This is a genomic window from Synechococcus sp. R8-2, from assembly GCF_047461715.1.
In the GTDB taxonomy this organism is placed as follows: domain Bacteria; phylum Cyanobacteriota; class Cyanobacteriia; order Thermostichales; family Thermostichaceae; genus Thermostichus.
Genome location: NZ_JANSHQ010000136.1, coordinates 1 through 10,346, shown reverse-complemented (window position 1 = coordinate 10,346; position 10,346 = coordinate 1). Strand labels below are relative to the sequence as shown.

At 48.4% G+C, this 10,346-nt stretch carries 7 protein-coding genes; 3 read left to right on the top strand and 4 right to left on the bottom strand.

Going from position 1 to position 10,346, the window contains the following annotated elements; genetic code table 11:
* The first annotated feature begins 617 nt into the window (after nt 1-617).
* Nucleotides 618-2,147 (top strand): FkbM family methyltransferase, encoded by a 1,530-nt coding sequence (locus NW819_RS03875; protein WP_414412947.1) that lies wholly within the window; start codon nt 618-620, stop codon nt 2,145-2,147.
* Complete coding sequence (locus NW819_RS03870) at nt 2,144-3,256, top strand: hypothetical protein (protein ID WP_414412946.1); 1,113 nt, start codon at nt 2,144-2,146, stop codon at nt 3,254-3,256. Before NW819_RS03875 ends, NW819_RS03870 begins: the two co-directional genes overlap by 4 nt.
* Here NW819_RS03870 and NW819_RS03865 read toward each other — a convergent pair.
* The 4 genes from NW819_RS03865 to NW819_RS03850 all read right to left on the bottom strand — a co-directional run bounded on the left by NW819_RS03865 (nt 3,253) and on the right by NW819_RS03850 (nt 9,485).
* Nucleotides 3,253-4,101, bottom strand: coding sequence for an FkbM family methyltransferase (locus NW819_RS03865; RefSeq protein ID WP_414412945.1), 849 nt, complete (start codon nt 4,099-4,101; stop codon nt 3,253-3,255). The genes NW819_RS03870 and NW819_RS03865 overlap by 4 nt on opposite strands.
* Nucleotides 4,102-4,109: 8 nt before the next feature.
* Complete coding sequence (locus tag NW819_RS03860; RefSeq protein WP_414412944.1) at nt 4,110-4,625, bottom strand: class I SAM-dependent methyltransferase; 516 nt, start codon at nt 4,623-4,625, stop codon at nt 4,110-4,112.
* Between the two features lie 27 nt (nt 4,626-4,652).
* On the bottom strand, nt 4,653-7,592 hold the full coding sequence (locus NW819_RS03855; protein WP_414412943.1) for a tetratricopeptide repeat protein: 2,940 nt from the start codon (nt 7,590-7,592) through the stop codon (nt 4,653-4,655).
* Between the two features lie 177 nt (nt 7,593-7,769).
* Nucleotides 7,770-9,485 (bottom strand): Ig-like domain-containing protein, encoded by a 1,716-nt coding sequence (locus NW819_RS03850; protein ID WP_414412942.1) that lies wholly within the window; start codon nt 9,483-9,485, stop codon nt 7,770-7,772.
* A 454-nt stretch (nt 9,486-9,939) separates the two neighbouring features.
* Between NW819_RS03850 and NW819_RS03845 the strand changes: the two genes are divergently transcribed.
* Nucleotides 9,940-10,239 (top strand): ferredoxin, encoded by a 300-nt coding sequence (locus NW819_RS03845; protein WP_011433206.1) that lies wholly within the window; start codon nt 9,940-9,942, stop codon nt 10,237-10,239.
* The last annotated feature ends 107 nt before the right edge of the window (nt 10,240-10,346 follow it).

The following is a 10,346-nucleotide window of genomic DNA, read 5'->3' as shown; positions in this document are numbered from 1 at the left end:
TTGCACAGGAGCTGCCTGTGTGCAGGCGATTACACTGCCCAAGGTAAAGATGAGAGCATAGGTACTGATGTATCGCGACATGAGTGTAACCTCGCAAAATGCACTGCCTCAGGGCAAGTTCGACAGATGTTAGCTGAGAAGGCAAAGGCGAATTATACAGCTTGAGCTCTGAGATGCGGCTGAAGAGATACCCAACCTGCCAAAACCTGGCCAGACAACTCCACAGACAACGGGCAGACAAGGGAGCCTCCAACTTTGCGCAGTGCTTCCTACACAATACTTAACCTAGACTTACCCAAGCTGACTCTCTAACGGGATCCTACAGGATGAAAACTATGATAGCATTTAGTGGTCCTCGGAAAGACTGTGGCTGCGGTTCCCTCATGTTGGTGAGAGTGGTGAGTTTATATGTTCAAAGATGATACTCATTCGGAATAGTTCCGGCACAGTTCTTATGTAATGAAGATTTCCCCAGACATAGGTTTTGGATCAAGAAAAATTTGAGCCTGCTCAGCAATGATTAAGGTGATTAGATGGCGAAGTCAAGAGCTCTTACCGGTACCTATTTTAGGTGGTCTAATCCTGTCCAGACTCTGAGTTAAATCTAGGTATAGAGAATGGTAGCTACATCTTTCGAAACAGGCTCAACCTGGAACACCCTTGGGATTAATCAAATTCGCATAGCGGCGACAGCTCCCACGTCCAAGGAAAGAAGAAATGCTTGGTCAGTAGCGCTTTACTACTGGAACCAAGGCGCTGACGTTGAACCAAATCATCTGCCTTGCTTATTAAATAGACTCCATTCGCTTTGGGTTCTAGGGGTCTCTTTCACTGTTATGGAAGAAGCAGTAAAGCTTCTGAACCAGCTAGAGCTAGACCCAGAGAAGTGGAGAGATATTCCCCCTCCCAACACAGAAGGTTACGAACTAGCATGGCGGATTGATTCTCCCTACTTTCAGCTAGAAGACGATTTTGGTCTGGCTCTTCCGTCTGTAGATCAGTACCTGTACTACCTAGCTCGTTGGATAGCTGAAAGGATAGCATTATGCTACCAACCTCAGGCGATGCCCTTCTGGCGCATTGCCGCAGCCATTTACCCAAAGGATTTACAAGCCCAAGCAGTCGTAGGTCTTGGATTATCCAGAAGTTTGCAGGTCGAAGGTATACATTACCTGAGGCAAAATCAAGCCCAAGCAACCACAAAAGCCATTAGAAAGTGGACTGAGGCTTGCTTTCAAGTATCTGCGAGTTTCTTTCGAGGAAAAACGGATAATCCAAAGCTATCAAGTCAAAAGAACTCAATAGAAGTTATTGATGTGCCATATGAAAACCACATCATGAGTCTGGAAGGCAGTCTGGATTCGGTCGTTACCCATTGTCATTTGGCCCAAGGAAGATGGTTTGAGGCGGAGATTGACTTTGTCAAGTCTTACCTAAAACCGGGAATGACATTTATAGATGTGGGGGCAAACGTAGGTTCATACACTCTTGTTGCGGCTCAGGCAGTAGGTTCTGAAGGAAAGGTAGTTGCATTTGAGCCGACTCAGGCTTGTGTGGAAATACTGAAACACAATGCAAACATGAATCAGCTACCACAAGTTACAGTAATCCCTTGTGCGCTGGATAGTGAGTCAGGAAAGGCATACTTCCTAGAAAGTGATGATAGCGCGTATAATCGAGTAGTAAAAAGTCTAGTTGGAATAACTCATCCTGTAAAAACCGTTCAAAAAGTTACACTAGACGAATGGTGGCGCTCTCTGGAATGCCCCTCAGTTGATATGATCAAGGTGGATGTTTTTACCGACTCCTTTGACGTTATACGAGGTGGCCGAGAACTCATAAAGAGTTGTAGCCCCATCATTCAAGTAGAGGCAAAAGGTGATTTAGGATCTGCATCACGAGAAGTTTCTTCTTACTTATCAGAGCTAGGATATACTTTCTTTGCATATAACCCCGCTTTGAATGAGTTATCAATGGCTCGCAAACAAGCTCGCAACCTCTCGACTGTAAACTTAGTGGCGGTGCCGGAAGCTCGCTACGTGAACCTTAAGAGAGAGGGTATCTTAGAAGAAGGCTCATTCCCCTCCAAAGAGCTTGATCCAAGCCTGTCTTCTTTACTTTGGGATCTGGTTGAGGAAAAGCAATGATCGTTGTTGATGGTGTTGCCCTACAGCCTAATTTAGAGACTCCACCCTCTATTACAAGTTTCTGGTGCAACGTCATAGGTGAGTGGGTAAGGCTTGGATATACTCGAGACTTTATAGTCTTAGTGAGAGAAAGCCAACGTATAGGTTTTCCAGGCGACACTGTTGTAGCCCTAATCCCTGATTACAGCTATGAGAATGCTGAGTCTGATCATATAGGTCTGCAAAGTGCCTGTGATCAAGTCAATGCATCCATTTTTATCTCAACTTTGTATACGTATCCCCTCAAAACCTCAAGCGTAGCTATGGTTTATAGTATGGACGAAGTCCAAGAGTTCTTATCAAGCTTAGCAGCACAGGAGAAACATAATACCATTTTGGCTGCATCGGCATTTATATGTCCTTCCAAGTGGGTGTCATCAGATTTAATGAGGAAATATCCAGGTATTTCTAGTGAAGATATTGAGGTTATCTACCCAGGTCTGCACAGTGACTTGATGCCATCGCCCCCTCTAAAGGTAAGAAAGTTTCGGGAAGAAAAAGACCTAACTCGTCCCTATATCATTTTTAGAGCGGGAACGGGGGAACGAAGAAAGATAGCTCTATTTGCTCTCTTGGATAGTGTAAGCGAATTAGTATCTGGACAAGTCCCTGAGCTTGTTTACCTATCAGTTGATGGAAGTAAAGTTGATGTGCCACTAGAATCTGTTATGGATTTATCCAAGCCAATTCGATCTCGAATCCATAACCTTAGGCTTTGTTCTGATGATTTACCACTGCTTTACACAGGAGCTGTTGGATTGTTTGAGATTGAACCTGAACTTGGAATGGGCAATTACGCTTTCGAGGCAATGAGATGCGGTTGCCCGGTCATTATCTTGAGAGAATCTGAAGATCATCAATTAAGGCAGCCTACAGAAACTGACCCTTGGATTGAGATATCCATGCAGCCGCATGTCATATCGCAGACTATTGATCAGCTAAGAGATACAAGGTATAGAAATACCATACTCTCACGAGGATTAGATTATACGAAAAGCATGACCTGGGAACAGGCCGCTAAGCGAATGTGGTCTTTCCTCAAATCAAAGGCAAAAAGTCTAAGATCCTAGAGCTTTGAAATGTAGATGTCGTAAAATGAAGTACCTTCTATCTCATCATGAGTTCTGAGAACGTGAGAGCATAAGTCATAAGAACGATAGACCTCATGGAGGATCGTGGCAAGCGCTAGCCGCTTTCTTGATGTCAGCTCTCCCAATCGCATAAAGTCTTTTGCATAAATAAAGTCTGTCCAAGATGCCTGAGTGCGCAAAGACGTAAGGCTCTTCGGAAATGACTTCATAAGTGGACAGGAAATCCCGGTTAAGCTATGAATTAGAAAGCCGCATTCTCTCAGAGCGATATCTATATCAGAGAACAACGGCTGGCCGATGTAGTGAGGGATAAATAGAACCTCAGTTTGAACTACTACAATGCTCTCCTCTAGGAGACGGCTAGCTCCGCGAATAATATTTAGCTCACTGCCTTGAGTATCCATAACAAGCCAGTCAGCGTCTGAGACTTCTTCCAAATCATCCAATCGAACAGTCTTTACTTTCTTCTCTGAGACAACTTGGTAAAGCTCAGCCAGATCGTGAAACTTTTCCAACAGATGATAATTGGGTCTAAACAGAGAGGATGTCATTCCGCTGTTGGTCAGGTAAAGGTTAGATTCAGAACCATCGCCAACCGCCATAGGAAGGTATAAGACGTTAGAACTGCCATCACCTTGTCGAATTCTCTCAATTAAGCGGTTGTAAGCCTCAGGATCAGGCTCGAATCCAATTAACTCTCCATAGTCCTTCCGAATGATTTCGGCATATATCTCAGGAGCTCCAATATCAGATGTCCCTACGGCAATTACTTTAATCCGAGGCATTGAGGTTCCCAAAACAGAGGCTATGGACAGCTCAGACATGGTTCCCCTCACTCTTTGTGGGCAATTACATTTAGGCTGATAAGTTCGTTGCAGTAGACAACTGTGCTTGCATCTCTAAACATGCCAAATTGGTCTACTTGAATGATAAAGCCAAAACCAACGGTCTTAAGCAGGTGAGTCAGGTTTTCAATGGTATAGCCGTATTTATGGAAGTCATACTGGTCAATTTGACCGCCGTAAATCATGCTAATAACATATATCAATTCGTCGTACAAGAGATCACCTCTTAGTATAAGCTTGGACAGCGTCTTTAGATTAGGTACAGAAACAAATAACTTTCCTCCTTTCTTGAGGACTCGATACCACTCTGTTAAGGCCACACCTGCTTCTTGACAACTAAGATGCTCAAGAACATGAGAGGCATATATTTGATCTACGCTCTCGTTCTCAAACATACTGAGATCTATTGCGTTTGCAACATAGTCAACCTCAGGAGAGGGCGAAATATTAAGTATTTTCCAGTCAGGATGTGGTTCTTTACCACCGATGTGTAGATTAAGCATTCTCGTCGTCTGCTCCTACTAGCTAACTTACTTTCTGAGTTGAGCTAAGTTTGGGTGCTTGCGAAACTTGAACGGCAAGTCTGTAAACCTAATTCTAGCTTTTCTATCTTGGCAATACTGTTCCCACATTAGGATGTAAGCCTTCTCTAAGAAAGCTGTAAAAGTTTTGCCGTTAAGAAGTGGTGATTGCGAGAGTCGCTCCCGCATGGTTCTCCTTATCCAGACCAAAAGATCTATGTCTTCAGACAGCCTTGAGGCAATGCGAATGTAGTCTTGCTCCGTCTGTGCGATTAATTCCGGCAAGTCCACTGTTCTCAAGATAGATACTCCAACTCTGGAAACATGTGCTAGACCTTCCAGAGTGATTACCGGAACTCCCATCCATAATGTTTCGCAGGTTGTCGTTGTTCCGTTGTAAGGGAAGGGATCCAGAGCAATATCCACTTCTCCATAGGCTGCGTAATGCTCGGCAAAGCCCTGTCTATCATATTCTAGCTTGACTCTCTCGTCTGGAATGCCGTGTCTTCCAATTCTTTCCAAAAAGAGTTTACAGGTGCTTTCATCTCTATATCGCTGATTTTTCAGGCGCAGAACTGAATGGGGCACTGCCTTCAATACATCTGCCCATAACTTAATGACTCTGGGAGTGATCTTGGAAGGGTTGTTGCAGCATCCAAACGTGATAAAGCCGTTTCTAACCACAGGAGGATCCACAATCTCCGGTGCCTCACGAGAGGGCTTGTAACAAAGAAAGCTATGAGGCATCCTTATCAATTTCTCTGTGTGCAGACTATCGGTTACATCATAAGGATCGGCAAAACTATCTGTTATCCTGTAGTCCACGACGGTCATACCTGTGGTGTCGGGGTAGCCAAGGTACGTAACTTGTACAGGGGCCGGACGCAAAGCCATTAAGTGTACTCTTGTGCCGCCGGTATGGCCACTTAGATCCACTAGAATATCAATCTGATCTTCTCTGATTAACTTTGCAGCTTTCTCGTCACTTAGCTTGTGAATATCTCGCCATCCCGTTGACCATTTGGAGAGCTGCTCAGTTACTGTGTCAGGTTGATCAACATTTGAGTAGCAGTAGATTTGGAATTTTTCCTGGTTGTGGCAATCGTAGATTGAGCTCATGAAAAAATGTACCGAGTGCAATCGAAAATCACCCGATAGATAGCCAATCTTGAGGGGACGCTGGGTAGTTCGCGAGTTTGCATAAGGTCTCCAGTGGCTTTGATACTGGCTTTGGTAGGAAATACCCCACTTTTGATGCTCTATAAATGTTTCCACAGGGTCAAACTTCTCAGAATAATGTGAAACCATTAGGATATTCGACATTGCACCTGCGAAGCCAGGAGCAACTTCCAGGGCCTTCCTGTAGTTCTCTAGAGCTTCGTCCAGTCTGCATTGCTCTAGATAAGCACCACCCAAACTCTGATATGCAGCAGCAAAGTTTGGCTTCCTCTCGATAGCTAGCAAATAACTATCTATCGCGTCTTGAGTCCGGGATTGCTTGCTAAGGGTTAAGCCCTTGTAAAAATAGGCATCGGCTAGCTCAGGCTTAAGTCTTATCGCTTCCTGGAAGTGCTCCAGAGCATCATCGTACTTTTTCTGCTCGAAGAGTCTGACTCCGATATTGCAATAGACTTCTGCAAAGTCCGGCGAAAGCTCTGCAGCTCTGTGAAAAGCGAACTCTGCTTCCTCTCTATTTTGCAGTAGTCGATGAGCAAGACCCAAGTTGTTATATGCTCGAGCAGATGTTGGATCTAAGCCGATCGCTCGCTCAAAACATCTAACTGCCTTGTCGGCTATGGCAAAGTCTAAGTAGCAGCATCCTAAGCTGTGCCAGTAATCTGATTCTTCTGGGTTGATCTCAATAGCAAGGCATATATGATATCTGGCTAGATCTAGCCGCTTTTCTGCCCTGTAGAGAATACCTAGGTTGTGATGAGCTTCAGCGTATTCCGAATCTAGAGAAATAGCAATCTGAAAGCAGTCTCTTGCAGCTTGAATAATTTGGCATTGACTTTCAAGATCTTTTTTACCTCCCAAGCTTAGTTCCTGTGCAGCTATCTCTGTTGCAGTTTGGTGTCGTATCTTTCGGCTTAGTGCCGCCCCCAAGTTATTGTAGGCTTTCGCATAGGTTGGATTGATTGCTATAGCTTTTTTGTAGTGCGCTATTTCCTTATCTTCTTGACCAATTTCGCCATAGATTTTCCCAAGATTTAGATGAATAACAGCAGAAGGCTTGATCATCAAGGCTTTCTCTAGGGCAACAATCGCATCTTCATACTGCATCGACTCTGCCAGCAATAAACCTAGCTTAAGCTGTAAATCAGCACTAGCCGGAAATTGCGGTTCTGCTTGTCTCGCGTGTTGAATTGCCTCTTCTTTATTTCCAGCTAAAGAGAGGGCATCAATCAACTGAAGATGAGCCTCAACGTAATCCGACTTGTCCTTTACTGCTTTTTTTAGGATGCTGATGGCACTATTGACCTGACCTAACTTCAGCAAGACTTGCCCAAGAAAATAAGCTGCCTCATACTCTTGAGGGTTCAACTCTAAAACTTTTAGAAAGGCTTTCTGGGCTTCTTCCCACTGCTCGAGTTGAATTAGAGCCAGACCTAAGTTAAAGTTTGCGTTGAGACTTTCTGGATCTATTTGGGTAGCTTGTCGGTAGCATTCTAGGGCCTTTTCTAGCTGATCTAGCTTCTCGTAGACTGCACCTAAGTTGACATACAACGATGCCGACCTTTGACCAAGACCTATACACCGTTCTAAGTATTCTATAGATTTGACATACTGTTGTTGTTGGTAGGCCAGTATACCCAAATACTGAGTAGCATCAAGATGGTTGGGTTCTAGCTTTAAGATTTCTAGGTAGCATTCCTCGGCCTGATCCCACTCGCCCGACTGATGATGGCCAAATGCTTGCTTAAGGAGCTTTTGAATTTCGGTTCCCATATCCCTGAGTCTTAACTTAGACAATTCTATCAAACGAATAGTGCTTCACCTGCCTTTGGTAGGCTTAACAGCCTAGAAAAGTGGGTAGGCACTTAAGACCCACCCACCTTTTCCATCTGAACGTCTGCCGCCTAAAAGTCAACAGACCCAGCCCTAAAGCCAGATAGAGTGTATGGACTACCGCGGGATGGTGAAGGTGATGTCCAGCCGCGGCCCGCGAGCGGTGGTGATAGGGCCAGCACCCGTACCCGTGGCCGGCTCCCGGTCGAACTCGGCGCGGCAGACCCCGCTGGGCCCCTGGCTGACTTCAAAGCCAGCATTGGGGGGAGAAAGACGGGTGAAGGGAAGGACGGTGGTGGTGGCAGAAGCCGTGACGGAGCCAGTGACCGTGACCTCCTCGGAGCGGGTTTCGGAGCCGACAACCGTACCGGTGAAAGCAGCCGACACCGTTGCCGAGACTTCAGCGGTTGCACCAAAGCCCGCTGTGAGGGAATTGGAAACGGTGAACGTGGCACTCGTACTGACACTGAAGGTGAAAGTTCGCTCTCCTGTAGCTCCACTAGCAGTACCCGAGAAGGTGCCGGAAGCTGTGAAGCTCCCAGTGATCGGTAGTGTTACCGCGCCCGTGACGGTCTGAGAAACCGTCGCGCTTGCCACGCCCGTGATGGCAAAGGTCTGCGTTGCCGTCACATTGAAGCGCTGCGTCGCCGTCACAATGCCCGTGGTGGTCACCGACGTCGTCCCCGTGGTAACCAAAAATACCGGGGTCGCCTGGTTGTTCCACACTTCCCGCGCACACTGCAGCCGCACCTGGTAGAAGCGCGGGCCTGGCGCCGACACCGACCGCTGCACCCCAGGCCGCACATCCGCCGTGCGCGGCCCCGCCGACACATCCCCACCCAACACGTTGCCGTTGATGCTCAGAGCCACAAAGGTGGGCGTGGAAGCTGGCGCAAAGAAGTCGCTGGACACCACGTTGTTGGGCGCACCCAAGGTCACTTCCTGGAACACCACGTTGTTGGACGGCAGGTTGTGCGGTGTCGGATCCAGGAAGAAGAAGCCCCGTCCCCTGTCGCCAAAATCACCAAACACTGCCGAGTCGTTGGAGGGCAACTGCACCAGCGTCAACTGGGCTGCCTGCACCACCGCATTGCCCGGAATGCTGGCCGGAATCGGGAAGGACAGCACCGCCCGATAGTCGCTGTAAACCCCCACCGGCAGGTTCTCAGCCGCACCTGCGCGGCGGATGCCAAAGCCAACAGGAATAGCGGTGGGGTTAGAGAAGACTTGCCCTGTTGGGGTGAGAGCGGCCAGTTGCGTCGGCAGCAGGCTAATCGGGTCGCCCGAAACAGCCACATTGCCAGTGGTGAAGATGGCTTCAAAATCTTCCGGCAAACTGCGCCCTGAGGCAAACAGATCTGGCACCGCCCGCGAAATGGTAACCAGATACACCGAGTCATTGCTCAGTGGCTCGCGGAAGGTGATGGTAACTTCGGTGCGGTCGGCGTTAAAGGCGATGTCTCGCGGCGGCACCCTCCCCTGTTGCGGCTCTACGGAAGTAATGCGAAGAGCCTGCTCCAAAGGAGCCACCCGCACCGGCTCGCTGAAGCGAATGACAATGCGAGTATTAATAGCAACGTTGGTCGCCCCATCCGCAGGGCTGATGCTGATGACGCGGCCTACGGGTGTGGGAGTGGGAGTCGGCGTGGGAGGTGGTGGCGGCGGAGCCGGGGGAGCTGGTGGGGGTGGTGGGGGTGGGGGCGGCACGGGTGTAACAGTGCCGGTGCTGCTTTCACCGCAGCCGGTGAGCAGCAGGGGCAGCAGCACCACTGTGGAAGCCAGAGACAGAGACCCGAGTGACTTCAGGAGCCACTTGTGCATTGTTCCGTTCATTGTTCTCCTCTTAACCAAAAAAGTGGGGTTCGGCTGAACACTTCCCTTAACTTACCCGATCAACTCGCCCAGGGCAAGCCAGGCCGTAGGAAAGAGCCAATCGAGGAAAGACGCACACGCGCTTGGATAAGCGGCTCGTCTGTTTACTCTGCTTATCATACAAGCCCATTAGCCCGCTTTGGCAAGTACTGCCGATTTTTTCTGGACAAGATCAAAGGTGACGTGGGTCACAGACACCGGGCAGGGTCCCGGGAAGGAGTCGGGTGGCGGCTTCTGGGAGCAAAGCAGGTGGAGCCACCGGAAGAGCAGTCAGAATCCTTGCCCGGCATGGCTTTTGCGGATCCATCTGCAAAAAACCGGAAGATTTGCCTATTTCCTCACAAAAGGATGCTTGATCCGGGGCAGAAGGGTGGCAGGATGAGGAGTGGATGTTTTTTCTGGAGACCCAACCAGGATGGCTACCTACAAGGTCACTCTGATCAACGAGGAGCAAGGCTTAAACGTCACCATCGATGTGCCGGATGACGAATACATTTTGGACGTGGCGGAAGAGCAAGGGATCGAGCTGCCCTATTCCTGCCGCGCCGGTGCCTGTTCGACCTGTGCCGGCAAGCTGGTGAGCGGCACGGTGGATCAAAGCGATCAGTCCTTCCTGGATGATGATCAGATCGAGCAGGGCTATGTGCTGACCTGTGTGGCTTACCCTACTTCCGACTGCACCATCATCACCCACCAAGAAGAAGCCCTTTACTGATCGAGCTTGAATTTCCGTCCTCAACCCCAGCCCCTCTTCCAAAGAGAGAGGGGTTTTTGTTTTGGGTGGCCCAAGGGGGTGTTCGAGCGCTCCGCGCTGCTGAGGCC